We start from the raw sequence: 24,108 nt of genomic DNA on the forward strand, positions 1-24,108 counted from the left end.
GGCGCAGGCCCTCACTCCCCGAACTCGTCACGCTGCGTAGTGGTTCCGGCGCGCTCCGGAACTCATCCGAGTGGGTGGCGAAGTTATTCACAACGGCCTTCTTGTCCACAGTTTTCGAGCAAGATCCACTTCCTTTTCCGGATCGCTGCACCGTGATTCCAGCCGCGAAGTCCGCGGCTCCTGGATTTGCGGCGAGAAGGAGGCGGAGATCGTGGCTGGATCGAAGTCGTGTGAAGCACCGGAGCCCGTGGCGGCCGGTGGGGGCGGGCTGCCCGCCCGTGCGCTCGGGGCCGGAGCCGGTGGCGGCCGGCCGCTCATCATCACCGAGGACCCGCTGCTGCTCGACGACCTGCTGCGGCTGTGCGCCGCCGCCGGCGCCGAGCCGCACGTGCACCATGCGGTGCCGGAGCAAAGCGGAGGCGGCGGTGACCGCAGTGGCGGAAGCGACGCGGGCGGCCGGGGCGGCCTCGGGCCGCGCGGCGAGCCGGGATGGGAATCGGCCCCGCTCGTCCTGGTCGGGGACGACGCCGCCGGCCGCGTGAGCGGAGCGCCGCGCCGGGACGGCGTGTTCCTCGTCGGCCGGGACCTCGACGACCCCCGCGTGTGGCAGCGGGCGGTGGAGATCGGCGCGGAGGAGGTGCTGCGGCTGCCCGACGCCGAGAGCATGCTCGTGGACCGCATCGCGGACGTGGTGGAAGGAGCCGGGCGCCCCGCCCTGACGGTCGGCGTGATCGGCGGCAGCGGCGGGGCCGGCGCCTCCACCCTGGCCTGCGCCCTCGCGCTGAGGGCCGTCCGCACCGGGCAGCGCACCATCCTCATCGACGGCGACCCGCTCGGCGGGGGCATGGACGTCCTGCTCGGCGGTGAGGGCACCGAAGGGCTGCGCTGGCCGGACTTCGCCGCCTCGCGCGGCCGGGTCGGAGCGGGCGCGCTGGAGGAGTCCTTGCCCGAACTGCACGCCCTGCGGGTGCTGAGCTGGGACCGCGGCGACCGGGTGGTCGTGCCGCCCGCCGCGATGCGGTCGGTCGTGGCCGCCGCCCGCAGGCGGGGCGGGGTGGTCGTGGTCGACCTGCCCCGCCGGGTGGACGAGGCCGTGGCGGAGGTGCTGGCCCAACTGGACCTGGTGCTGCTCGTGGTGCCGGGCGAACTGCGGTCGGTGGCCGCCGCGGGCCGGGTGGCCGCCGGAGTACGGATGGTGGCCCGGGACGTGCGGGTCGTCGTCCGGGGGCGCTGCCGGGAAGGGCTCGACGCCGAAGCCGTCGCCCGGCTGCTGGGAGCGCCGCTGGCCGGGGAAGTACCGGTGGAAGTGGGGCTTCCGGGGCGGGTGGCCGAAGGGGAACCGCCGGGCGCGCGCGGCCCGCTGGCCCGCTTCTGCGACGGATTCTGGCAGCGGGTGCTCGGCCCCGCCCAGGGGGTGCCGGCATGAGCGCCGTGCTGCTGGACGCGGTGCGCCGGCATCTGGCAGAGAGCGGGGCCGAGCCCACCCCGGCCCGGGTCGCGGCGGCCCTGCGGGCCCGGGGCCGGCTGCTCGGGGACGCGGAAGTGCTGGGCGTGGCGGAGGAGTTGCGCTCCGAACTGGTCGGCGCGGGGCCGCTGGAGCGGCTGCTCGCCGACCCCGAGGTCACCGATGTCCTGGTGGCCGCCCCCGACCGGGTATGGGTGGACCGGGGCGGCGGGCTGGAGCTGACGGAGGTGACCTTCGCCGACGCCGAGGCCGTGCGCAGACTGGCCCAGCGGCTGGCCGCCGTCGCCGGGCGCCGGCTGGACGACGCCCGGCCCTGGGTGGACGCCCGGCTGCCGGACGGCACCCGGCTGCACGCCGTGCTGCCCCCGGTGTCCGTCGGGTCGGCCTGTCTGTCGCTGCGCGTGGTGCGGCCCAAGGCGTTCACGCTGGACGAGCTGGTGGCCGCCGGGACCCTGCCGCCCGGCGGGCAGCGGCTGCTGCGGGCCATGGTCGAGGCGCGGCTGTCGTTCCTCGTCTCCGGAGGGACCGGGACGGGCAAGACCACGCTGCTCAGTGCCCTGTTGGGGCTGGTCGGGCCGGGCGAGCGGATCGTGCTGGCGGAGGACTCCGCCGAGCTGCGCCCCGACCATCCGCACGTGGTGCGCCTGGAGACCCGGCCGGCCAATCAGGAGGGGGCCGGGCTGGTCACCCTGGCCGATCTGGTGCGCCAGGCCCTGCGGATGCGGCCCGACCGGCTGGTGGTCGGCGAGGTCCGGGGCGCGGAGGTGGCCGACCTGCTCGCCGCCCTGAACACCGGGCACGAAGGCGGCTGCGGCACGGTGCACGCCAATGCCGCGGCGCACGTTCCGGCGCGGCTGGAGGCGCTGGGGACGGCCGCCGGGCTCGACCGGGCCGCCCTGCACAGCCAGTTGGCGGCGGCACTGACCCTGGTGGTCCACCTGGTACGGGACCGGGCCGGGCGCCGTCGGGTGGCCGAGGTCCATGTCCTGGAGCGGGATCCGGCCGGGCTCGTGGTGACCGTTCCGGCGCTGCGCTGGGGCAGCCGGGGTTTCCTGCGGGAGCGGGGCTGGGCGCGGCTGGGGCCGCTGCTGGGAGGTGCGCGGTGAGCCCCGGGGTGCCGGCGGTGTCCGTCTTCGCGGGGGCGCTGTGTGCCGGGACGGCCGCCTGGGTGCTGGCCGGCGTGGACCGGCTGCCCCGGCGGGCCCGGCTGGTGCTCGCCGGGGGCGGCCCGGTGGCACCGGGCGGGCCGTCGCCGGGGCGGCTGGTGGCCCTGCTGCTGGTGCGGGCCGCGCGGGGGCGGGAGTGGGCCGCGCTGTTGGCGGGGCTGCTGGTCGCCGCCCTGGGCGGATCGGTGATTCCGCTGGTGCTGGGGGCGCTGGCGGTGCCCTTGGTGCGGCGCCGGCTGCGGGCGCGGGAGCGGGAACGGGCGCGCGGGGCCCGGGCCGCCGAGGTGGTGGCGCTGTGCGGTGCCGTGGTGGGGGAGCTGCGGGCGGGCTCCCAGCCCGGGCAGGCGCTGACGGTGGCGATACGCCGTACGGCCGCCGGCCCCGGGGGTCCGGGCGCGGCTCAGACGGCGGCGCTGGCCGCGGCGGCCTTCGGCGGGGACGTGGCCGCCGCACTGCGCGAGGCAGCCCGGGAACCGGGTGCGGAGGGGCTGGCCGCGATGGCGGCCTGCTGGCGGGTCTCCGTGGACGGGGGCGCGGGCCTGGCGGCCGGACTGGACCGGCTGGAAGGGGCACTGCGGGCCGAACGGGACCGGCAGGAGTCGCTGCGGGCCCAGCTGGCGGGAGCCAGGTCGACGACGGTGGTGCTCGCGCTGCTGCCGCTGGTGGGGCTGCTGATCGGTACGGGGTTGGGAGCGGATCCGCTGCGGGTGCTGCTGCACTCCCCGGTCGGGTGGGCCTGCCTGCTGGCGGGCGGGGTGCTGGAGGCGCTGGGGCTGCTGTGGTGCCGGCGGATCGTACGGACGGGGGAGCGGTGATGGGCGGGACGGCGGTCCACAGGCTGGGGATGGCGCTGTGCCTGGCGCTGACGGTGTGGAGCCTGGCGGCGGGATGCGCCGCCCGGCTGCGGCGGCGGGCGCGGCGGCGCAGATGCGCGGGGCTGTTCCCCGTACGGGCGGAGCGGCGCCGGCCGTTGTGGCCGTCCCGGGTACGGGCGGCCGCCCCGGCCTGGGCGGGGCCGGCCGGGGCGCTGCTGGCGGGCTGGGTGCTCGTCGGCGGGGCGGTGGGCGCGCTGGCCGGCTGCGCGGCGGCGTTCGGGGCGTGGCGGCTGCTCGCCCGCTTCCGGGCCGCGCCGTCGGCCGGGGTCGATCCCCGGGAGGCGGAGCGGCAGTTGCCCTTCGCCGCGGATCTCCTCGCGGCCTGTCTGGCGGCGGGCGCGGGGCCGGTGGAGGCGGCCGAGGTCGTGGGGGAGTCGCTGGGCGGCCCGGTGGGCGAACGGCTGGCACTCGCGGGGGCGGAGCTGCGCCTCGGGGGCGAACCGGGTTCCGCGTGGGGGCGGTTGGCGCGGATACCGGGTGCCCGGGACCTGGCGGAGTGCCTGGAGCGGGCCGCGCGGACCGGTGCTCCGGCCGCGGAACCGGTCTCCCGTCTGGCGGCGGCGCTGAGGGCCGACCGGGCACGGCGCTCGGGCGCCCGGGCGCAGCGGGCGGCGGTACTCGTCACCGCGCCGGTGGGGCTGTGCTTCCTCCCCGCCTTCCTCGCGGTGGGGGTGGCGCCGGTGGTGATCGGAATGGCCTCCGGACTGCTGTCGGACCGCTGAAAGAACGACTCGGACCACACCTGAAATCACATCAAGAACGTAATCACACAGGAGGTTGTCATGAGGATCATCTGGCTGCGTGTGCGGACGGTGCTGAACGGCCGCTCGGGCGACGCGGGAATGTCGACTTCGGAATACGCCATGGGCACGATCGCGGCCTGTGCGTTCGCCGCCGTTCTGTACAAGGTGGTGACGAGTGACGTGGTCGCGGCGGCCCTTCAGTCGACCATCGGGAAGGCGCTCGATGCGCCGTTCTGAGCGAAATCCGGGGGAAATCCGGGACCGGGGATATGTGACGGCGGAGGCCGCTCTGATCATTCCGGCGCTGGTGCTGTTCGCGGCGCTGCTGGTGTGGGCGCTGATGGCGGCGGCCGCGCAGATCCGGTGTGTGGACGCCGCGCGGGCCGGTGCCCGGGCGGCGGGCCGCTCGGAGCCGGCGGAGGCGGCCTTGGCGGCGGCCCGGGAGGCCGCCCCGCCGGGGGCCCGGGTGGAGCTGGAGCGCTCGGGCGACCTGTGGCGGGTCCGGGTCGAGGCCCCGGCGCCGGGGCCGGCCGGGCTGCCGGTGCGGATCGGGGCGCTGGCGGTGGCCCTGGCGGAGGACAGCGTGGGGGCGCCGCCGTGAGCCGGGACCGGGGCTCGGCGACGGTGTGGGCCACGGTGGTGGCCACGGCCCTGGTGGCGGTGTTCGGGGGTGTGCTGCTGCTCGGGCAGGCGGTGGTGGCCCGCCACCGGGCCGGGGCGGCCGCGGATCTGGCGGCCCTGGCCGCGGCGGCCACCTGGGCGCGGGGACCGCAGGACGCGTGTGCGGTGGCCGGGCGGGTGGCGCGGGCTCAGGGGGCGGCGGTGGTGCTGTGCCGGGTCGGGGGCGAAGTGACGGAGGTCACAGCCCGGGTCCGGGCGGGGCCCTTCACCCCGGCGGTCCCGGCCCGCGCGGGCCCGCCGCTCCTCCCGGGGGGCTGAGCGGCGACTCCCTGGAGGGCTGGGCGGGGCCTCCCGGGAGCCCCCTCCTCCGGACGGCCCCCATCGAAGCCCTGACCGGCGCTCCACGGGCTCTCTGGAGGGGTGCGGTGCCGGTGGTGCCGCCGGGCGGAGCCGGCTCCCGTGGAGGCCTCTGGGGCCCGGCGAGGCGGATGCATGGCGGGGTGGGCCCCACGGTGGCCTTCCTCCGGCGGGCCCTCCGGGGCGGCCCTCCCCCCCCGGGGAGTGAGGACTCGGGGCGCTGGTCGGAGGGCCGGGGGGCCGCGGCGGGGCCGTTGGGAGCGGCCGGGGCGGCGCGTCAGGGGCCGGAGGGGGTGGTGGGGTCGGGGGGCGGGGTGAGGAGGTGGGTCAGGAGGCGGAGGGCGCCGCGCTTGTGGAGGGGGTCGTTGCCGTTGCCGCACTTGGGGGACTGGATGCAGGAGGGGCAGCCCGCCTCGCACTCGCAGGCGGCGATGGCGTCCCGGGTGGCCGTGAGCCACGCCCGGGCGGTGTGGAAGCCCCGCTCGGCGAATCCGGCGCCGCCGGGGTGGCCGTCGTAGACGAAGACCGTCGGGAGGAGGGTGTCGGGATGCAGCGGGACGGAGACGCCGCCGATGTCCCAGCGGTCGCAGGTGGCGAACAGCGGGAGCAGGCCGATGGAGGCGTGCTCGGCGGCGTGCAGGGCGCCGCCGAGGATCTCCGGGTTGATCCGGGCCTCGTCGAGCTGGTCCTCGGTGACCGTCCACCACACGGCCCGCGTGCGCAGGGTGCGCGGCGGCAGGTCCAGTTTGGCCTCGCCGAGCACCTCGCCGGTGATCAGTTTGCGCCGCAGGTAGGAGACGACCTGGTTGGTGACCTCCACGGAGCCGAAGCAGAGCCGGGCGGCCCCCCAGGGGATCTCCGTCTCGGTCTCCAGGATGGCGATGGAGGTGGTGTCCCGGGCCGTGGTGGAGAACGGCGGGGAGGCTTCCTCGACCAGGGCCACCGAGTCCTCCAGGTCCAGGTGCTTCACCAGATAGGTCCGGCCCTGGTGGAGGTGGACGGCCCCGTCGTGGACGGCGCTGTGGGACGCGGACTCGTCCACGGTGCCCAGCAGCCGTCCCGTGGCGGCCTCGACGATCTGCACGGGCCGGCCGCCGCCGCCCCGGATGTCGGCGAGGTCGCAGGCCCGCTCCCGGCGGGTCCAGTGCCAGGCGGTCGCCCGGCGCCGCAGCAGCTTCGCCGACTCCAGCTGGGGCATGAGCTCGCGCGCGGAGGGGCCGAAGAGGTCCAGGTCCGGCTCGGTCAGCGGGATCTCGGAGGCGGCCGCGCACAGGTGCGGGGCCAGGACGTACGGGTTGTCGGGGTCCAGGACGGTGGCCTCCACCGGCCGGCGGAAGAGGGCCTCGGGGTGGTGGACCAGGTAGGTGTCCAGGGGGTCGTCGCGGGCGATCAGCACGGCCAGGGCGCCCTGCCCCGCCCGGCCGGCCCGGCCCGCCTGCTGCCACAGGGAGGCCCGCGTGCCCGGGTAGCCGGTGATCAGCACGGCGTCCAGGCCGGACACGTCGATGCCCAGCTCCAGGGCGGTCGTGGCGGCCAGTCCCAGCAGGTCACCGGAGTGCAGGGCGGCCTCCAGGGCGCGCCGTTCCTCCGGCAGGTAGCCGCCCCGGTAGGCCGCGACACGCCCGGGCAGGGACCGGTCCACCTCGGCGAGCCGTTCCTTGGCGATCACGGAGATCAGCTCGGCGCCGCGCCGGGAGCGCACGAAGGCCACCGTGCGGACGCCCTGCACGACCAGGTCGGTCAGCAGGTCGGCGGTCTCGGCGGTCGCCGTACGGCGCACCGGGGCCCCCTTCTCGCCCTTCAGGTCGGTCAGCGGCGGCTCCCACAGGGCGAAGACCACCTCGCCGCGCGGGGAGGCGTCGTCGGTGACCTCGGTGACCGGCACGCCCGTCAGCCGGGTCGCGGCGGCCGCCGGGTCGCTGGCGGTGGCGGAGGCCAGCAGGAAGACCGGCTCGGAGCCGTAGCGGGCGCACAGCCGGCGCAGCCGCCGCAGGACCTGGGCGACGTGGGAGCCGAACACTCCCCGGTAGGTGTGGCACTCGTCGATGACGACGTAGCGCAGCGCCTTCAGGAAGGACGACCAGCGCGGATGGGAGGGCAGGATCCCCCGGTGCAGCATGTCGGGGTTGGTCAGCACGTAGTTCGCGTACTGGCGCACCCACTCGCGTTCCTCGAAGGGGGTGTCCCCGTCGTACACGGCGGGCCGTACGGCGTTCCCGAGGGGCGCGGAGAGCTGCCGCACCGACCGGCGCTGGTCGGCCGCCAGAGCCTTGGTCGGGGCCAGGTAGAGGGCCGTCGCACCCCTGCCGTTGGGGGCCTCGGCGCCGTCGGCGAGGGCGGAGAGCACGGGGGCGAGGTAGGCCAGGGACTTGCCGGAGGCGGTGCCGGTGGCGACGACCACGGACCGGCCGTCCAGCGCGTGCTCGGCGGCCGCGGCCTGGTGTTCCCACGGATGTTCGACGCCGGCGGCCTGGATGGCGGCCACGACATCGGTTCGGATGCGGTCGGGCCAGACCGCATGACGACCCGCCCGAGGGGGCAAGTGCTCCGTATGGGTGATGCGCGCAGCTCGGGAAGGCCCCCGTGACAGGCGGTCCAGGACCGCGCCGGGAGTGGGTCGTGGGTCCGCCGCGGCCGTGGCCGGACCGGGGCGGTGAGTGTTGGCCATTGGAACCGAGTGTGTCACCGGCGTGCGGGACAATGGACCCAAGGCGTCGTGCGCGCCTGCCGGTAAGTGATTGAATGCCATCGCGGCAGCCGATCCCTCCCCTACCTTCGGGTGGGGAGGCCCCTGGGGGGCGCCGCTCGATAGCAAGGTGCTGGAGGATCCGTGGACCTGTCCCTGTCGACTCGCACTGTCGGCGACCGCATGGTCGTAGAGGTCGGTGGCGAGATTGATGTGTATACCGCGCCCAAGCTGCGCGAGCAGTTGGTGGAGTTGGTGAACGACGGCAGCTACCACTTGGTTGTCGACATGGAGCGAGTGGACTTCCTCGACTCCACCGGCCTCGGTGTGCTCGTGGGAGGCCTCAAGCGCGTGCGCGCGCACGAGGGCTCGCTGCGTCTGGTCTGCAACCAGGAGCGCATCCTGAAGATCTTCCGAATCACCGGTCTGACCAAGGTGTTCCCGATCCACACCACTGTGGAAGACGCCGTCAACGCCACCGACTGACGGCTCCTGGCGCGTGCCGCCGCGGCGGCACCGGAGCCGACGAGGAGAGGGGTACCGGACCGCGGTCGGTCCGGGCCCCTGTCAAGGCACGCCCGTAGTCCGAGGGGGACGCACATGGCCACCGTTGAACTGCGCTTCAGCGCCCAGCCCGAACACGTCCGGACGGCCCGCCTGGTCGCGGCCGCCGTGGCGCGCCGGGCGGGGGTGGAGGAAGCCGTCCTCGACGAGGTCCGCCTCGCCGTGGGCGAGGCCTGTTCACGTGCCGTCGGACTGCACCGCAGCAACGGGCTGACCGCGCCGGTCCGGGTGGTGCTGACCGAGGAGGAGAAGGCTTTCTCCATCGAGGTCGGCGACGAGGTGCCCGGGCCGGCCGGCGGTTCCGCCGAGACCGTGTCCGGGATCACCGCTGCCCTGGATCCGGACGCCGACGGCGAGGACGAGATGGGCCTCGCCGTGATCAGCGGCCTCGTGGACGACGTCTCGGTGACCGCCGGCGAGTTCGGCGGAACGATCCGGATGAGCTGGCCCGTCGCCGGAGGCGGCGCCTCGGACCTCCCGTAGTCCCGCGTCCGTCGTATCTTCCGATCTTTATCAAGGCCCTGCTGAGCAGGGCCTTTTTTATTTCCGAACGACCGTCAATGCCTTTGCCCCATTACTTCTTTCGAGGGTAATGGAGTGACGTGATCTATTGCTGAGGAACGCGTACGGGCCAATTCCGTTTCACGCCCACTGTTTTGATCGGGTCGCGCTCCCTACAATCCGTCCACATCTTGAGCTCATCACGTCAAGGAGGACGAATGACGGGGCTCTTCACCCCTATCGCGCCGGATCGCGTCAATGATCTGGCAGCCGCAGTACTGACCGATGACAATCGGCTCATCGTGTTCGTCATCGCCGGAGTCGCGCTGGCGGCCCTCGTCGTCGCGCAGATCCTGGTCCGCCAGGTGCTCGCCGCCGACGAGGGCACCGAGAGCATGAAGACGATCGCGGCGGCGGTCCAGGAGGGCGCCAACGCCTATCTCGGACGCCAGTTGCGCACCCTCGGCGTCTTCGCCGTCGTGGTCTTCTTCCTGCTCTTCCTGCTCCCCGCCGACGACTGGACGCAGCGGGCGGGACGTTCCGCCTTCTTCCTCGTCGGCGCGCTCTTCTCCGCCACCACCGGCTACATCGGCATGCGTCTCGCGGTCCGCGCCAACGTGCGCGTCGCGGCCGCGGCCCGGGAGGCCACCCCGGCCGAGGGCGAACCCGCCAAGGACCTGACCGAGGTCTCCCACAAGGCGATGAAGATCGCCTTCCGGACGGGCGGCGTGGTGGGCATGTTCACCGTCGGCCTCGGACTGCTCGGCGCGTCCTGCGTCGTCCTGGTCTACGCCGCCGACGCCCCCAAGGTGCTGGAGGGCTTCGGCCTCGGCGCCGCGCTGATCGCGATGTTCATGCGCGTGGGCGGCGGCATCTTCACGAAGGCCGCCGACGTCGGCGCCGACCTGGTCGGCAAGGTGGAGCAGGGCATTCCGGAGGACGATCCGCGCAATGCCGCGACCATCGCCGACAACGTGGGCGACAACGTCGGCGACTGCGCGGGGATGGCGGCCGACCTCTTCGAGTCCTACGCCGTCACCCTGGTGGCCGCCCTGATCCTCGGCAAGGCCGCCTTCGGTGACCTGGGCCTGGCCTTCCCGCTGATCGTGCCCGCCATCGGCGTCATCACCGCGATGATCGGCATCTTCGCGGTCGCGCCGAAGCGCTCCGACCGCAGCGGGATGACCGCGATCAACCGCGGGTTCTTCATCTCCGCCGTGATCTCCCTGGTCCTCGTCGGCGTCGCCGTCTACGCGTACCTCCCGGCCACCTACAAGGAGCTCGTCGGCGTCGAGGACGCCGCCATCTCCGGCCACTCCGGGGACCCGCGCGTGCTCGCGGTGGTCGCCGTGGCCATCGGCATCGTGCTGGCGGCGCTGATCCAGCAGCTCACGGGCTACTTCACAGAGACCAACCGGCGCCCCGTCCGGGACATCGGCAAGTCCTCGCTGACCGGCCCGGCCACCGTGGTCCTCGCCGGCATCTCCGTCGGCCTGGAGTCCGCCGTCTACACGGCGCTCCTGATCGGCCTCGGCGTCTACGGGGCGTTCCTGCTCGGCGGTACGTCGATCATGCTGGCGCTGTTCGCGGTGGCCCTGGCCGGCACCGGCCTGCTGACCACCGTCGGCGTCATCGTCGCCATGGACACCTTCGGGCCGGTCTCGGACAACGCCCAGGGCATCGCGGAGATGTCCGGCGACGTCGAGGGCGCGGGCGCGCAGGTGCTCACGGAGCTCGACGCGGTCGGCAACACCACCAAGGCCATCACCAAGGGCATCGCCATCGCCACCGCGGTCCTCGCCGCGGCCGCGCTCTTCGGCTCGTACAACGACGCGATCGCCACCGCGGTCAAGTCGGTCGGGGCCAAGGCGGACGAGATGAACCTCAGCCTGGACATCGCCCAGCCCAACAACCTGGTCGGGCTGATCCTCGGCGCGGCCGTGGTGTTCCTCTTCTCGGGCCTGGCCATCAACGCCGTCTCCCGCTCCGCGGGCGCCGTCGTCTACGAGGTGCGCCGACAGTTCCGCGAGCACCCCGGGATCATGGACTACACCGAGAAGCCCGAGTACGGGCGCGTCGTGGACATCTGCACCAAGGACGCGCTGCGCGAGCTCGCCACGCCCGGCCTGCTCGCCGTCCTCACCCCGATCGCGGTGGGCTTCTGCCTCGGCGTCGGAGCGCTCGGCTCCTTCCTCGCGGGCGCCATCGGCACCGGCACCCTGATGGCGGTCTTCCTCGCCAACTCGGGCGGCGCCTGGGACAACGCGAAGAAGCTCGTGGAGGACGGCCACCACGGCGGCAAGGGCAGCGAGGCCCACGCCGCGGTCGTCATCGGCGACACCGTCGGCGACCCGTTCAAGGACACCGCGGGCCCGGCCATCAACCCGCTGCTCAAGGTCATGAACCTGGTGGCCCTGCTGATCGCCCCGGCCGTCGTGCAGTTCAGCTACGGCGAGGACGCCAGCGCGACCGTACGGGCCGTGGTCGCGGCCCTGGCCATCGCCGTCATCGTCGGCGCGGTCTACATCTCCAAGCGCCGCGGCATCGCCGTCGGCGACGAGGGCGACGACGGCACCGCCGAGAGGGTGGCCCAGCCGGCCGGCCCGGCGGTGGTTTCCTGACCCTGCGGACGCCCGCTCGCGTCGGCCGCGGCCGACGCGGCGGACCGGCTCGAAGATGCGCCCGAACGGCGGACGGGCGGCGCGGACTGACGCGCCGTCTGTCCGCCTTTGTGCGTACCCGGATGGAGGGCGTGTATCTTCCGGGCCGAGAGCCTTCGAAGGGACCAATCCGGTGAACAAGAAGCTTGCGGCCGCGGTGTCCGGCGGTGCGGTACTGATGCTCGTCCTGTCCGGCTGTGGTGGTGGGGACGACGGCGACAAGAAGGCCGACGCCTGGGCCAAGAAGGTCTGTGACCAGTGGGAGCCAGAGCTCACCAAGATCAAGAGCACCAATGACCAACTGAAGCGGGTGGCCAGCCAGAGCAGCAAGCCGGAGGAGGTCCAGAAGACCGACTCGGCCGCGTTCCAGACGCTGTCCGACGCCTACAAGACGATGGGCGGCGCCCTCTCGGGCGCCGGCGAAGCGCCGGTCCAGGACGGCAAGACCGCCCAGGACGCGGTGGTGAAGAGCTACGGGGAGATCTCCAAGGGCTACACCGAGCTCAAGACGAAGATCGACGCGCTCGACGCGAAGGACCAGGCGAAGTTCGCGGAGGGCCTCCAGCAGGTCGCCGGGGGCCTCACCGAGATCGCGGCCAACGAGACCGCGAGCAAGGAGAAGCTCAACTCGACCGGCCTGAAGGTCATCTACAGCCAGAAGGGCTGCCAGGTCACCAGCAAGGGCTGAGCGCGTACGCCGTCCGGGGCGGCCGGGACCCGGACGGGCCCGGCCGCCCCGGTGCGTGCGGGGGCCGCGCGCCGGGGGTCGCACGAATCAGCGGCCCCAGCGGCCACAATGGACGGGTGAGTACCACCAGCCTCCCCACGCCCGCCCGCGCCGCCGAACTCCGCGCCGCCCTCCTCGCCGCCGGGTTCACCGCCGACGGACTGCTCGAGATGCTCGGCGCCCCCGCCTACGCCGCGCTCGCCCGCAGCGAGACGGTCCCCGCCCTGCGCGCCGCCCGCAGCCACGGGGACGGCCCGCTCGCCTGCCTGGTCCGGCTGTTCCTGTTGCAGGGCGCCGTGCCGTACGCGCAGGCCGCGGCCGCGCTGCCCGTCGAGGCCGCGCTCGCCGACGGCTGGCTGCGGCGGGAGGAGGCCGCCGACGGCGCGGACACCGTGCGCGCCACCGTCGACGTGCGCCCGTACGGCGGCCCCGACGGCGAGGACTGGTTCATCGTCTCGGACCTCGGCTGCGCGGTCGGCGGGGCCGGCGGCATCGGCAGCCGCGACGAGGGCGTCGTGCTCGGCGTCGGCGGGGCCTCCACGACCCTGGCCGGAATCACCGTCCGCGTCCCCGTCGGTTCGGCCCTCGACCTGGGCACCGGATCCGGCATCCAGGCCCTGCACGCCGCCCAGCACGCCACCCGGGTCACCGCCACCGACGTCAACCCGCGCGCCCTGGACATCACCCGGCTGACCCTCGCACTGTCGGGGGCGCCCGCGGCCGAGCTGCTCGCCGGGTCCCTCTTCGAGCCCGTGGGGGAGGAGACGTACGACCTGATCGTCTCCAACCCGCCCTTCGTGATCTCCCCCGGCGCCCGGCTCACGTACCGGGACGGCGGCATGGGCGGCGACGACCTGTGCCGGACGCTGGTGCAGCAGGCGGGCGCCCACCTGAACCCGGGCGGCTACGCGCAGTTCCTCGGCAACTGGCAGCACGTCGAGGGCGAGGACTGGCACGACCGGGTCCGCTCCTGGGTGCCGCGCGGCTGCGACGCGTGGATCGTGCAGCGTGACGTACAGGACGTGACGCAGTACGCGGAGCTGTGGCTGCGCGACGCGGGCGACCACCGCTGCGATCCGGCCGAGTACGCACGCCGCTACGAGGACTGGCTCGACGAGTTCGAGGCGCGCGGGACCAAGGCCGTCGGCTTCGGCTGGATCACGCTGCGCCGCACCGAGGCGGCCGAGCCCTCGATCGTCGTCGAGGAGTGGCCGCACTCGGTGGAGCAGCCGCTCGGCGAGACCGTCCTCGCGCACTTCGCCCGCCAGGACTACCTGCGCGAACACGATGACGCGGCCCTGCTGGCCGGGTACTTCCAGCTCACCGAGGAGATCGTCCAGGAGCAGGTCGGCGCGCCCGGGGCGGAGGATCCGGAGCACGTGGTGCTGCGGCAGCACCGCGGCATGCGCCGCGCCACCAAGGTCGACACCGTCGGGGCCGGTTTCGCGGGAGTGTGCGACGGCTCACTCAGCGCGGGCCGGATCCTGGACGCGATCGCCCAGCTGGTCGAGGAGGACCCCGTGGTCCTGCGGGACCGGACGCCGGAGGCGATCCGGATGCTGGTGGAGCAGGGCTTCCTGGAGCCCGTGCAGGGGCCGGCCGCGGGCTGACGGGGCGGGCTGACGGGGCGCGCGCGGGCGGCCGTAGCCACGATGTAACCCGGGGTTCGCCTGCCGTCTCCCCACGGCTGGCAGGCTCCGGGACGACGGGATCCGGGGGGATGCCGTTGGCGACACGCCGGACGGCCGCGCGGGGAATCCGAGGGGGGTTCCCGCGCGGAGCCGTCCCGCGGCCCGCGCGGGGTTCCGAGCGAAGGGGAGCGGTATGGAGAGCGGTCCGGCGATCTTCGCGGCAGCCGTCTTCCTGCTGTTCGGGACGGCGCTCCTGCTCTGGACGGGGGCGCGCGTCGTGCACCGCGCGCCGGTGGCCGAGGGAGTGCGCCCCGCGGTGGCCGTACCGTTGGCACTGCTGGCCGGAACGGGGTCCCTGGCCCTCGGCGTCTGGTGCCTCCAGCGGTTCTGAAGGACCCGCCCGGCATGATCTCCACGGGGTGAGAAACCCGACGTCGAGGCGGGTGCGGGGGCGGGGCCAGACGGCCCCCAGGCCACTCGGCCCGGTGACCGGAAGGGGGCCGCCGTGGCATCCGGGCGGCAGAAACGGCACTTGTCGGGTTACCGTTCGAGTGGCCGTTGCGGGCTTGTGCCGTTTGACACGGGGGCGGGTTGTACCGTCACACTCCGCAGCGTCGCCGTACCGCGACCGAGTGCCGACCGGAGAGAAGAGCCAAGTTGTCCCCGACTAGCGAGACCGCAAAGGGCGGCCGCCGACTCGTCATCGTCGAGTCCCCTGCCAAGGCGAAGACGATCAAGGGCTACCTCGGCCCGGGATACGTCGTCGAGGCGAGCGTCGGGCACATCCGCGACCTGCCGAGCGGCGCGGCCGAGGTTCCCGACAAGTACACCGGCGAGGTCCGCCGGCTCGGCGTGGACGTCGAGCACGACTTCGCGCCGATCTACGTCGTCAACGCGGACAAGAAGGCGCAGGTCCGCAAGCTGAAGGACCTGTTGGCCGAGTCCGACGAACTCTTCCTCGCCACCGATGAGGACCGCGAGGGCGAAGCCATCGCGTGGCACCTCCAGGAAGTCCTCAAGCCCAAGGTCCCCGTCCACCGGATGGTCTTCCACGAGATCACCAAGGACGCGATCCGCGACGCCGTCGCCAACCCGCGCGAGCTGAACCAGCGCATGGTCGACGCCCAGGAGACGCGCCGCATCCTCGACCGCCTCTACGGCTACGAGGTCTCGCCGGTCCTGTGGAAGAAGGTCATGCCGAAGCTGTCGGCGGGCCGCGTGCAGTCGGTGGCCACCCGTCTCGTCGTCGAGCGCGAGCGCGAGCGCATCGCCTTCCGCTCCGCCGAGTACTGGGACCTGACCGCGACCTTCGCCACCGGCCGCGCCGGTGACGCCTCGGACCCCTCGACCCTGGTCGCCCGCCTGAACGCGGTGGACGGCAAGCGCGTCGCACAGGGCCGCGACTTCGGCTCGAACGGGCAGCTCAAGAGCGAGACGCTGCACCTCGACGAGGCGGGCGCCCGGGCGCTCGCCGCCGCGCTGGAGCAGACCTCGTTCGCCGTCCGCTCGGTCGAGTCCAAGCCCTACCGCCGCTCCCCGTACGCCCCGTTCCGCACGACGACGCTCCAGCAGGAGGCCTCGCGCAAGCTGGGCTTCGGTGCGAAGGCGACGATGCAGGTGGCGCAGAAGCTGTACGAGAACGGCTTCATCACCTACATGCGTACGGACTCCACGACCCTGTCCGACACCGCGGTGTCGGCGGCCCGGGCGCAGGTCACCCAGCTCTACGGCTCCGAGTACCTGCCGGAGAAGCCGCGCGTCTACGCCGGCAAGGTCAAGAACGCCCAGGAGGCGCACGAGGCGATCAGGCCCTCGGGTGATCGTTTCCGCACTCCGGCCGAGACCGGTCTGAGCGGCGACCAGTTCCGCCTGTACGAGCTGATCTGGAAGCGGACCGTCGCCTCCCAGATGAAGGACGCGACCGGCAACTCGGTGACGGTGAAGATCGCCGGCCGTGCGGCCGACGGCCGTGACGCCGAGTTCAGCGCCTCCGGCAAGACGATCACCTTCCACGGCTTCATGAAGGCCTACGTCGAGGGCGCGGACGACCCGAACGCCGAGCTCGACGACCGCGAGAAGCGGCTGCCGCAGGTCGCCGAGGGCGACGCGCTGAGCGCCGAGGAGATCACCGCCGACGGCCACTCGACCAAGCCGCCGGCCCGCTACACCGAGGCCTCGCTGGTCAAGGAGCTGGAAGAGCGCGAGATCGGCCGCCCGTCGACGTACGCGTCGATCATCGGCACGATCCTCGACCGCGGCTACGTCTTCAAGAAGGGCACGGCGCTCGTCCCGTCCTTCCTGTCGTTCGCCGTCGTGAACCTCCTGGAGACGCACTTCGGGCGGCTCGTCGACTATGACTTCACCGCGAAGATGGAGGACGACCTCGACCGCATCGCGCGGGGCGAGGCCCAGTCCGTGCCGTGGCTGAAGCGGTTCTACTTCGGCTCCGAGGAGGCCTCGCAGGTCGTACCGGCCAACGGCGACCACCTCGGCGGCCTGAAGGAGCTGGTCACGGACCTGGGTGCGATCGACGCCCGGGAGATCTCCTCCTTCCCGGTCGGCGACGGCATCGTGCTGCGCGTGGGCCGCTACGGGCCGTACGTGGAGCGCGGCGAGAAGGACGCCGAGGGCCACCAGCGCGCCGACGTACCGGAAGAGCTGGCTCCGGACGAGCTGACGGTCGAGTACGCGCAGGAGCTGTTCGCGAAGCCGAGCGGTGAATTCGAACTGGGCGCCGACCCGGTGAGCGGGAACCAGATCGTCGCGAAGGACGGCCGCTACGGCCCGTACGTCACGGAGATCCTCCCCGAGGGCACGCCGAAGACGGGCAAGAACGCGGTCAAGCCGCGGACGGCCTCGCTGTTCCAGTCGATGAGCCTGGACACGGTCACCCTCGACGACGCGCTGAAGCTGATGTCGCTGCCGCGCGTGGTGGGCGTGGACGCGGAGGGCGTGGAGATCACGGCCCAGAACGGCCGCTACGGCCCGTACCTGAAGAAGGGCACGGACTCGCGGTCGCTGGAGACCGAGGACCAGCTCTTCTCGATCACCCTGGACGAGGCGCTCGCGATCTACGCGCAGCCCAAGCAGCGGGGCCGGGCCGCGGCCAAGCCGCCGCTGAAGGAGCTGGGCACGGACCCGGTGAGCGAGAAGCCGGTGGTGGTCAAGGACGGCCGCTTCGGGCCGTACGTGACGGACGGCGAGACGAACGCGACGCTGCGGCGGGACGATGACGTCGAGACCATCACGCCCGAGCGCGGCTACGAGCTGCTCGCGGAGAAGCGGGCGAAGGCTCCCGCGAAGAAGACGGCGAAGAAGGCCGTCAAGAAGGCTCCCGCGAAGAAGGCCCCGGCGAAGAAGGCGACGACGGCGAAGACCGCCACCGCCGCGAAGAAGACGACGGCGGCGGCGAAGACCACCGCCGCGAAGAAGACGACGGCGAAGAAGGCCGTGGCGAAGAAGGCGGTCACCGCTCCGGCGGACGAGTAGCCTCCGGCTCCGGCTCCGGCCCGGCTCCTGTTCCGGGCTGGCTCCGGCCCGGGTCCCCGCGCGACACCGCGCGGGGGCCCGGGCTTTCGCGTTCCCCGAAGGTGGGTCCCGGGTCACATCCGACCTTGTCCACAGGCCCCCGCACCTGCCAGGCGCAGCGGATAGGCTGGGCGGATGACGCGAACCGAGCAGCCAACGGTCGTGACCGCCTCCGAGAACCCCACCTACGACGAAGCCCTGGCCGCGGACTCCCGCGAGCGAGCGGTGCGCGCCCTGCTGCGCACGCCGGGGCTCCGCCGGCTGTGGAGTGCCCAGCTGGTCAGCGGCATCGGCGATGCCCTGGCCCTGCTGGTCCTGGTGCTGCTGACCCTCCAGGCGGCCGTCACGGCCGACTCGGGGGGACCCTTCGGCGGCGGCTACCGGGGTGCGGCCTTCGCCGTCGCCGCGGTGTTCGCCGTACGGATCCTCGCCACAGTGCTGTTCGGCGCGGTCCTGCTGGGGCCGCTGGCCAAGCTCACCGGCCCCGGCGGCAAGCTCGACCGCCGCTGGACGATGGCCGGCGCCGACGGGCTGCGGATCGGCCTGTTCGTCGTCGCCCCGCTCTGGCTCGACTGGATCCCCGCGCACGCCACGACCGCGCTGCTCGCCACCGTCTTCGTCGCCGGCGCCGCCGAGCGGGTGTGGACCGTGGCCAAGGAGAGCGCCGCGCCCGCGCTGCTGCCGGCGCCGCCGCCGGAGGGCGCGACCGTCCGGCCGCTGCCCGACCACCTCGACGCCCTGCGCCGCCTGACGCTGCGCACGGCCTTCGCGGCGATGCCCGTCGCGGCCGCCGCGCTGCTCGCGGCGACCCTGGTGGGGCGGGCGCTGGGGCTCGGCGTGGACTGGTTCGCGGCGAACCCGTCGGCGCTGGGTTCGTACGTGGCCGCCGGGCTGTTCGCCGCGTCCGTCTCGCTGCTGCTCCCGCTGACGCTGCCCGCCGGCAAGACCCCGAGGCCGCGTTCCCCGCTGGAGGGGCTGCGGGCCCCCCGGGTGGGCGAGCGGCCCGAGAAGGGCCGTACCGGTTCCGTACGGCTGTTCGTGCTGGCCTGCGCCGCCGTGGCCGGGGCGGTTTCCAGTGCCGCCTCAGTGGCCGTCCTGCACGCCTTCGACCTGGGCGGCGGCCCGTCCGCTTACGCCCTGCTGGTGCTCGCCCTGGTCGGCGGTACCGGCCTGGGCATCCGCGGCGCCCAGGCGGGCAAGGCGCTGCCCGGGCTGTCCCGGCGCCGGATGCTGGCCCTCGCCATCGCGGTGGCCGGGCTCGCGCTGCTGCTGACCGGGCTGGTCCCGGACACGGCGACCGTGCTCTTCCTGGCGCTGCTCGCGGGCACCGCCGCGGGCGTGGCGGCCCACACCGGGCACACCCTGCTGGACCAGGAGACCGAGGAGTTCCGCCGGGCCCGTGTCACCGCGCACCTGCAGGCCGTGGTCCGGGTCGCCGTCGCGGTCGGGGCCGTCGCCGCTCCGCTGCTGGCCGCCGCGATCGGACCGCACCGGCTGACCGGCGGCGAGGTCGTCTTCGCCCACGGCGGGGCCGCCTTCACCCTGATGCTGGTCGGCGCGCTGCTGCTGCCGGTCGCCGTCGTGGTCCTGGCCAAGGCCGACGACCGGGGCGGCGTACCGCTGCGGCGCGACCTGCGCGAGGCGCTGCGCGGCGGGGAGCCGCTCCAGGCCGCCTCGGCGACCGGGTTCTTCATCGCCCTGGAGGGCGGCGACGGGGCCGGGAAGTCCACTCAGGTGGAGGCGCTGGCCGACTGGATACGGGGCAAGGGCCACGAGGTCGTCGTGACGCGCGAGCCGGGGGCCACCCCGGTCGGCAAGCGGCTCCGCTCGATCCTGCTCGACATCTCCTCCGCCGGGCTGTCCAACCGCGCCGAGGCGCTGCTGTACGCCGCCGACCGCGCGGAGCACGTCGACACGGTGGTCCGGCCCGCGCTGGAACGGGGCGCCGTGGTCATCTCCGACCGCTACATCGACTCCTCGGTGGCCTACCAGGGCGCCGGCCGGGACCTGTCCCCGACCGAGATCGCCCGGATCTCGCGCTGGGCCACCGACGGCCTGGTACCGAATCTGACCGTGCTGCTCGACGTGTCGCCGGAGGCCGCCCGGGAGCGGTTCACGGAGGCGCCCGACCGGCTGGAGTCCGAGCCTGCCGAGTTCCACCAGCGGGTGCGGGCGGGCTTCCTGACGCTCGCCGCGTCCGACCCCGGGCGCTACCTGGTGGTGGACGCGGGCCAGGACCCCGGTTCGGTGACCACCGTCGTACGCCACCGCCTGGACCGGATGCTGCCGCTCTCGGAGGCCGAGGTCGCGGCGCAGCTCGAAGCGCGGCGGCTCGCGGAGGAGGAGGCCCGGCGCAAGGCCGAGGAAGAGGCCGCCCGCAAGGCGGAGGAAGCCCGGCTGAAGGCCGAGGAGGAGGCCCGGCTGGCCCGCGAGGCCGAAGAGGCGCGGGTCAGGGCCGAGGCGGAGGCCGCCGAGGCGCGCCGGATCGCCGAGGAGGAGGCCGCCCGCAGGGCGGAGGAGGAGCGGCTGCGCGCCGCCGAGGAGGCGCGGGCCCGGGCCGAGGCCGAGCGGTTGCGCGCCGAGGCCGAGGAGAAGGCGCGCGCCGCCGAGCGGGAGCGGATCCGGCTGGAGGAGGCGGAGGCGGCCCGGCTGCGGGCGGAGGCCGAGGCCCGGCGGCTGGAGAAGCAGCGCCGTGCGGAGGAGGCCCTGCTGCGGGCCGAGGAGGCGCGCAGGCTGGCGGAGGCCTCGGCGGCCGCCGCTGCCGCCGCGGCGGCTTCGGCCGCCCCTCCGGCGGCGACGCCTGCGCCTGGACCTGCTGTCTCGCCTGCTGTCTCGCCTGTGCCTGCTGCCGCGCCTGCGCCGAAGGTGGCCATGCGCAAGAAGCCGCTGCACCCGGACCCGTACCAGCCGGACGAGGCCGTCACGGTCGAGACCCCGGTGTTCAAGCGGACCGTGCGGCCCGATGACGTGACGCAGACTGTGCCCGTGCCGAAGGCCGACCGCGCGGTGGACGAGACGGCCGTGCTGCCGCCCGTACGCCCGGACGGTCAGCCGCCTCGCGCGGCGTCGGCGCGTGCCGCGGGCCACCAGCCGCAGCAGCAGCCGCAGGCGTCGGCTCCGGCCACGCGGCCGACGGCCCCGCACTCGCAGGAGAGCCCGGCCGACCGGGTGCCGCCCGGCATCTTCCGGGACTCGGGCAACGACGTGACCCGCGAGCTCCCGGTGCTCGGCGAAGACGGCCGGCCGCGCCGGACCCCGTCCGACTGGGCCGAGGCCACCCCGATGGACGACCTGCCGACCCTGGCGGACGAGCTGCTGGGGCCGCCGCGGGACGAGGACGGCGACGAGGACCGGGGTGGCCGGCGCCGCCGCTGACCACTGACCACTGACCACTGACTGTCAGTGGCAGGGGCCACAATGTGAGCAGCCGCGCGAGTCGTGCGCGGCATTCGGTACTTCGGTACGCAGAGGGAAAGGCGGTGGGCGGGATGCCCGTGTGGGACGACCTGGTGGGTCAGGAGCGCGTGCAGACGCAGCTCGCCTCCGCCGCGCGGGACGCCGACGCCCTCGTCACGGCCATTGCGGCCGGGACCCCGCAGCCGCCCCAGTCCAAGATGACCCACGCCTGGCTGTTCACCGGACCGCCCGGCTCCGGCCGGGCCACCGCCGCCCGGGCCTTCGCGGCCGCCCTCCAGTGCGTCAGCCCCGACCGCGCCCTCGGCGGGGAACCGGGCTGCGGGTTCTGCGACGGCTGCCACACCACCATGGTCGGTACGCATGCCGACGTGGAGATCGTCCGTACCGATCTGCTGTCCATCGGCGTCAAGGAGACCCGCGACCTGGTGCGCCGGGCCCAGCTCTCGCCGGCCGTGGGGCGCTGGCAGGTCATCGTCCTGGAGGACGCCGACCGCCTCACCGAGGGCGCCGGCAACGTCCTGCTGAAGGCGGTGGAGGAGCCCGCGCCGAGGACGGTGTGGCTGCTGTGCGCGCCCTCGCTGGAGGACGTGCTGCCCACCATCCGCTCCCGCTGCCGGCACCTGACCCTGGGCACCCCCTCGGTGGCCGCCGTCGCCGACCTGCTGGTGCGCCGGGACGGGGTCGAGCCCGCCGTCGCCGCGAGCGCCGCCCGCGCGACCCAGGGCCACATCGACCGGGCCCGCCGGCTCGCCACCGACGAGTCCGCCCGGACGCGCCGGGCCACCGTGCTGAAGATGCCCCTGCGGGTGGACGACGTGGGCGGCTGCCTCAAGGCCGCCCAGGAGCTGGTCGACGCCGCCGGCGAGGACGCCAAACAGATGGCGGAGGAAGTCGACACCAAGGAGACCGAGGACCTCAGGGCGGCGCTCGGCGCCGGAGCGGGCGCGGGCGGCCGTATGCCCCGGGGCACGGCCGGGGTGATGAAGGAACTCGAAGACCGCCAGAAGCGCCGTCGCACCCGCACCCAGCGCGACAGCCTCGACCTGGCGCTGACCGAGCTGACGGGCTTCTACCGGGACGTGCTGGCGCTCCAGCTCGGCTCGAACCTGGCCATCGCCAACGAGGACATACGGCAGGACCTCGACCGGGTCGCCCGGGCCTCGGGCCCCGAGCGCACCCTGCGGCGCATCGAGGCGATCATCGCGTGCCGGGACGCCCTCGACCGGAACGTGGCGCCGCTCCTCGCGGTCGAGGCGATGACGATGGCGCTGCGGGCGGGGTAACCCCGCTTCACCCGTCCGAGCGATCCCGGAGGTTCCCCGGGGAGGGCCCCGCGCCCGCGTGACGGCGTCCGCCCCCGGTCGGCGGTCGGCCGCCCGGCCCGCGGCGGCCGGACGCGCTCCGCGGGCAGCGCGTAGGCTCGCCGCATGGACACCAGGCGTCTGCTGCGTACCACCGGGATCGTGATCGCAGCCGCCGGGCTGCTGCTCTCCGGGTGCACTTCGGGGGGATCCGAGGCGGCCTCGGCGCAGCCGTCGGCGGTGCCCGCCGCGCTGCGCCCGTACTACGAGCAGAAGCTGAACTGGCGCGACTGCGGTGTCCCCGGCTTCCAGTGCTCCACCATGAAGGCGCCGTTGGACTACGCGAACCCGGGCTCCGGGCAGGACGTCGACATCGCGGTGGCCCGCCGCGCCGCCACCGGCCCGGGCAAGCGGCTCGGTTCCCTGCTGGTCAACCCGGGCGGTCCCGGCGGCTCCGGCATCGGCTACCTCCAGGCGTACGCGGGCGTCGGCTACCCGGCCGCCGTGCGCGCCCAGTACGACATGGTCTCCTTCGACCCGCGCGGGGTGGCGCGCAGCAGCCCCGTCGAGTGCCTGACCGGCAAGGGGATGGACCGCTTCACCCAGGTGGACCAGACCCCGGACAGCGCGGCGGAGCAGGCCCTGCTGGTGGCCGCGTTCAAGGAGTTCGCCGCGGCCTGCCAGGCCCGCTCGCAGCGCGTCCTGCCCCACGTCTCGACGGTGGAGGCGGCCCGGGACATGGACATGCTCCGCGGGGTGCTGGGCGACGAGAAGCTGAACTACGTCGGGGCCTCGTACGGCACCTTCCTGGGGGCGACGTACGCCGACCTGTTCCCGGGGCGCGTCGGCCGGCTCGTCCTGGACGGCGCCATGGACCCGACACGGCCCGCCCTGGAGCTGAACCGCGACCAGACGGCGGGCTTCGAGACCGCCTTCCGCTCCTTCGCGAAGGACTGCGCGAAGGAGTCGGACTGCCCGCTGGGGCGGGGCAACCCGGACGCGGTGGCGCAGAACCTGAAGGAGTTCTTCCGCAAGCTCGACGCGCAGCCCGTCCCGTCGGGCGACCCGGGCCGTCCGCTCGGCGAGTCCCTCGCGACGACCGGCGTCATCGCGGCCCTGTACGACGAGAGCGCGTGGCCGCAGCTCCGTACCGCCCTCACGGACGCGATGAACGGCGACGGCTCCGGACTGCTGGCCCTGGCCGACAGCTACTACGAGCGCGGCGGGGACGGCAGCTACGCGAACCTGATGTTCGCGAACGCGGCCGTCAACTGCCTCGACCAGCCGCCCGCCTTCGACGGTCCGGAGGCGGTCCGGGCGGCGCTGCCGTCCTTCGAGAAGGCTTCGCCGGTGTTCGGCGCGGGGCTCGCCTGGGCCTCGCTGAACTGCGCGTACTGGCCGGTGAAGGCCACGGGCTCGGCGAAGGCCCTGGCGGCGAAGGGGGCCGCGCCGATCGTGGTGGTCGGCACGACCCGCGACCCGGCGACCCCGTACAAGTGGGCCCAGGCCCTGGCCGGCCAGCTGGACTCCGGCACCCTGCTCACGTACGACGGCGACGGCCACACGGCGTACGGCCGCGGCAGCGACTGCATCGACACGGCGATCAACCGCTACCTCCTGGAAGGCCAGGCCCCCCCTCCCGGCAAGCGCTGCTGACCCCCGGGCCGCCGCCCGCGTCCGGTCCTCAGACGCCCCTGCGCCCGGGGCTACGGCGCTCCTTCCGGCGACGGAGCCTCCCGCCCGGGTGCCCCCCGCAGCGCGGTGCGCACCCGGAGTGCGGCGTCGATCAGCAGGGCCAGGGCCGTCAGTGTGTCGGCCACGGTCTTCAGGGTCTCCACGGTTCTCGTTCCGTCCTCTCGTCCAACT

Annotated in this window: 18 protein-coding genes; 17 read left to right on the forward strand and 1 reads right to left on the reverse strand. The window is 74.2% G+C overall.

Annotated elements, in window-relative coordinates:
- Nucleotides 1-247 precede the first annotated feature (247 nt).
- Genes ssd through ACFYYT_RS17620 form a run of 7 tightly spaced genes read left to right on the forward strand, consistent with a single transcriptional unit; the run spans nt 248 to nt 5,188 of the window.
- On the forward strand, nt 248-1,426 hold the full coding sequence (ssd, locus tag ACFYYT_RS17590) for a septum site-determining protein Ssd (protein ID WP_388608420.1): 1,179 nt from the start codon (nt 248-250) through the stop codon (nt 1,424-1,426).
- Nucleotides 1,423-2,571 carry a TadA family conjugal transfer-associated ATPase gene (locus ACFYYT_RS17595; RefSeq protein ID WP_351815659.1) on the forward strand — a complete coding sequence of 383 codons (1,149 nt, stop codon included), beginning with the start codon at nt 1,423-1,425 and terminating at the stop codon, nt 2,569-2,571. Before ssd ends, ACFYYT_RS17595 begins: the two co-directional genes overlap by 4 nt.
- The gene (locus tag ACFYYT_RS17600) at nt 2,568-3,446 is read left to right on the forward strand and encodes a type II secretion system F family protein (protein ID WP_351815662.1); all 879 of its coding nucleotides are present in this window, start codon (nt 2,568-2,570) and stop codon (nt 3,444-3,446) included. The genes ACFYYT_RS17595 and ACFYYT_RS17600 overlap by 4 nt, the downstream gene beginning before the upstream one ends.
- Nucleotides 3,446-4,228 carry a type II secretion system F family protein gene (locus tag ACFYYT_RS17605; protein ID WP_351815663.1) on the forward strand — a complete coding sequence of 261 codons (783 nt, stop codon included), beginning with the start codon at nt 3,446-3,448 and terminating at the stop codon, nt 4,226-4,228. Before ACFYYT_RS17600 ends, ACFYYT_RS17605 begins: the two co-directional genes overlap by 1 nt.
- A gap of 60 nt (nt 4,229-4,288) precedes the next feature.
- Nucleotides 4,289-4,486: a DUF4244 domain-containing protein gene (locus tag ACFYYT_RS17610; RefSeq protein ID WP_351815666.1), complete on the forward strand. Its 198-nt coding sequence runs from the start codon at nt 4,289-4,291 to the stop codon at nt 4,484-4,486.
- Between the two features lie 34 nt (nt 4,487-4,520).
- Nucleotides 4,521-4,850: a TadE family type IV pilus minor pilin gene (locus tag ACFYYT_RS17615; RefSeq protein WP_388608373.1), complete on the forward strand. Its 330-nt coding sequence runs from the start codon at nt 4,521-4,523 to the stop codon at nt 4,848-4,850.
- Nucleotides 4,847-5,188, forward strand: a complete 342-nt coding sequence (locus tag ACFYYT_RS17620) for an Rv3654c family TadE-like protein (RefSeq protein WP_351815671.1) — start codon at nt 4,847-4,849, stop codon at nt 5,186-5,188. Before ACFYYT_RS17615 ends, ACFYYT_RS17620 begins: the two co-directional genes overlap by 4 nt.
- 316 nt (nt 5,189-5,504) lie before the next feature.
- On the opposite strand, the gene ACFYYT_RS17625 is transcribed toward ACFYYT_RS17620, so the two are convergent.
- Entirely contained in the window at nt 5,505-7,976 is a 2,472-nt protein-coding gene (locus ACFYYT_RS17625; RefSeq protein WP_351815674.1) for a DEAD/DEAH box helicase, read from the reverse strand.
- 81 nt (nt 7,977-8,057) lie between these two features.
- Here ACFYYT_RS17625 and bldG point away from each other — a divergent pair, with 81 nt between their 5' ends.
- From bldG to ACFYYT_RS17675, 10 genes are all read left to right on the forward strand, one after another.
- Nucleotides 8,058-8,399 carry an anti-sigma factor antagonist BldG gene (bldG, locus tag ACFYYT_RS17630; protein ID WP_266935919.1) on the forward strand — a complete coding sequence of 114 codons (342 nt, stop codon included), beginning with the start codon at nt 8,058-8,060 and terminating at the stop codon, nt 8,397-8,399.
- Nucleotides 8,400-8,513: 114 nt separating this feature from the next.
- Nucleotides 8,514-8,960, forward strand: coding sequence for an ATP-binding protein (locus tag ACFYYT_RS17635; protein WP_351815677.1), 447 nt, complete (start codon nt 8,514-8,516; stop codon nt 8,958-8,960).
- A gap of 236 nt (nt 8,961-9,196) precedes the next feature.
- Entirely contained in the window at nt 9,197-11,599 is a 2,403-nt protein-coding gene (locus ACFYYT_RS17640) for a sodium-translocating pyrophosphatase (protein WP_351815679.1), read from the forward strand.
- 172 nt (nt 11,600-11,771) lie between these two features.
- Entirely contained in the window at nt 11,772-12,326 is a 555-nt protein-coding gene (locus ACFYYT_RS17645) for a small secreted protein (protein ID WP_351815682.1), read from the forward strand.
- Between the two features lie 116 nt (nt 12,327-12,442).
- Entirely contained in the window at nt 12,443-13,975 is a 1,533-nt protein-coding gene (locus ACFYYT_RS17650) for a methyltransferase (protein WP_351815685.1), read from the forward strand.
- A gap of 214 nt (nt 13,976-14,189) precedes the next feature.
- A complete protein-coding gene (locus ACFYYT_RS17655; protein ID WP_351815687.1) occupies nt 14,190-14,387 on the forward strand; it encodes a hypothetical protein in 198 nt (65 codons plus the stop codon).
- Nucleotides 14,388-14,653: 266 nt separating this feature from the next.
- Nucleotides 14,654-17,485: a type I DNA topoisomerase gene (gene topA / locus ACFYYT_RS17660; RefSeq protein ID WP_351815690.1), complete on the forward strand. Its 2,832-nt coding sequence runs from the start codon at nt 14,654-14,656 to the stop codon at nt 17,483-17,485.
- Nucleotides 17,486-17,659: 174 nt separating this feature from the next.
- Nucleotides 17,660-20,899: a dTMP kinase gene (gene tmk, locus ACFYYT_RS17665; RefSeq protein WP_351815693.1), complete on the forward strand. Its 3,240-nt coding sequence runs from the start codon at nt 17,660-17,662 to the stop codon at nt 20,897-20,899.
- A gap of 113 nt (nt 20,900-21,012) precedes the next feature.
- On the forward strand, nt 21,013-22,224 hold the full coding sequence (locus ACFYYT_RS17670) for a DNA polymerase III subunit delta' (protein ID WP_351815820.1): 1,212 nt from the start codon (nt 21,013-21,015) through the stop codon (nt 22,222-22,224).
- Nucleotides 22,225-22,368: 144 nt separating this feature from the next.
- Nucleotides 22,369-23,898, forward strand: coding sequence for an alpha/beta hydrolase (locus ACFYYT_RS17675; protein ID WP_351815696.1), 1,530 nt, complete (start codon nt 22,369-22,371; stop codon nt 23,896-23,898).
- The last annotated feature ends 210 nt before the right edge of the window (nt 23,899-24,108 follow it).

It is taken from the genome of Streptomyces sp. NPDC002032 (assembly GCF_042890765.1).
Lineage (GTDB): Bacteria > Actinomycetota > Actinomycetes > Streptomycetales > Streptomycetaceae > Streptomyces.

Excerpts from the sequence above, each read along its gene's own strand:
- tmk (WP_351815693.1), top strand. The coding sequence starts at position 17,660 with ATGACGCGAACCGAGCAGCCAACGGTCGTGACCGCCTCCGAGAACCCC.
- ACFYYT_RS17595 (WP_351815659.1), top strand. The coding sequence starts at position 1,423 with ATGAGCGCCGTGCTGCTGGACGCGGTGCGCCGGCATCTGGCAGAGAGC.
- ACFYYT_RS17605 (WP_351815663.1), top strand. The coding sequence starts at position 3,446 with ATGGGCGGGACGGCGGTCCACAGGCTGGGGATGGCGCTGTGCCTGGCG.
- ACFYYT_RS17635 (WP_351815677.1), top strand. The coding sequence starts at position 8,514 with ATGGCCACCGTTGAACTGCGCTTCAGCGCCCAGCCCGAACACGTCCGG.
- ACFYYT_RS17655 (WP_351815687.1), top strand. The coding sequence starts at position 14,190 with ATGGAGAGCGGTCCGGCGATCTTCGCGGCAGCCGTCTTCCTGCTGTTC.
- ACFYYT_RS17640 (WP_351815679.1), top strand. The coding sequence starts at position 9,197 with ATGACGGGGCTCTTCACCCCTATCGCGCCGGATCGCGTCAATGATCTG.
- ACFYYT_RS17675 (WP_351815696.1), top strand. The coding sequence starts at position 22,369 with ATGGACACCAGGCGTCTGCTGCGTACCACCGGGATCGTGATCGCAGCC.
- ACFYYT_RS17610 (WP_351815666.1), top strand. The coding sequence starts at position 4,289 with ATGAGGATCATCTGGCTGCGTGTGCGGACGGTGCTGAACGGCCGCTCG.
- ACFYYT_RS17670 (WP_351815820.1), top strand. The coding sequence starts at position 21,013 with ATGCCCGTGTGGGACGACCTGGTGGGTCAGGAGCGCGTGCAGACGCAG.
- ACFYYT_RS17625 (WP_351815674.1), bottom strand. The coding sequence starts at position 7,976 with ATGGCATTCAATCACTTACCGGCAGGCGCGCACGACGCCTTGGGTCCA.